General features: G+C 59.8%; 1 protein-coding gene. It reads right to left on the bottom strand.

The window, feature by feature from the left end; translation table 11 throughout:
• On the bottom strand, positions 1-533 hold a 533-nt coding region (locus tag M5B99_RS29750), incomplete at both ends, for a DDE-type integrase/transposase/recombinase (RefSeq protein ID WP_248807474.1).

Consider the following 533-nt stretch of genomic DNA (forward strand, 5'->3'; position numbering starts at 1 on the left):
CTGGCAAAGCCATCTGCCGGCCATTGCGGGCAGTATTTCAACGTCCGAAACAGTGATTCCGAGTACGGGTTGTCATTGCTCACTCGCGGTCGGCCACGTGACGGCGTGATGCCCAGCTCATGCATTTTGCTCAACAGCGTCAGCGATTTCATCGGTGCTCCATTGTCCGAGTGCAGCACCAGTGGCGCGTGCAAACACTGCTCGCCGATCACGCTACGTTGCAAGAGCGCAGCCGCCTTCTCGCCGCTTTCTTCTTCGTAAACCTCCCAGCCCACGGCCTTGCGGCTGTAAATATCCTCGATCAGGTACAGGTAGTAATACTTTCCGCGTACCGGAGACGGCAGGTAGGTGATGTCCCACGACCACACCTGGTTCGGCCCTTTGGCGGCATACGTCGTCGGTGCCACGTGCCGCCTGGGGCGCTGGCTACGACCACGATGCTGCTGTTGGCCTGCCGCACGCAGCACCCGGTAAAACGTCGACTCCGACGCCAGATAGAGCTGCTGATCAGCCAACCTCGGTACGATCTGGCT

Origin of the sequence: Pseudomonas sp. MWU13-2100 (assembly GCF_023242365.1) — a bacterium.
In the GTDB taxonomy this organism is placed as follows: domain Bacteria; phylum Pseudomonadota; class Gammaproteobacteria; order Pseudomonadales; family Pseudomonadaceae; genus Aquipseudomonas.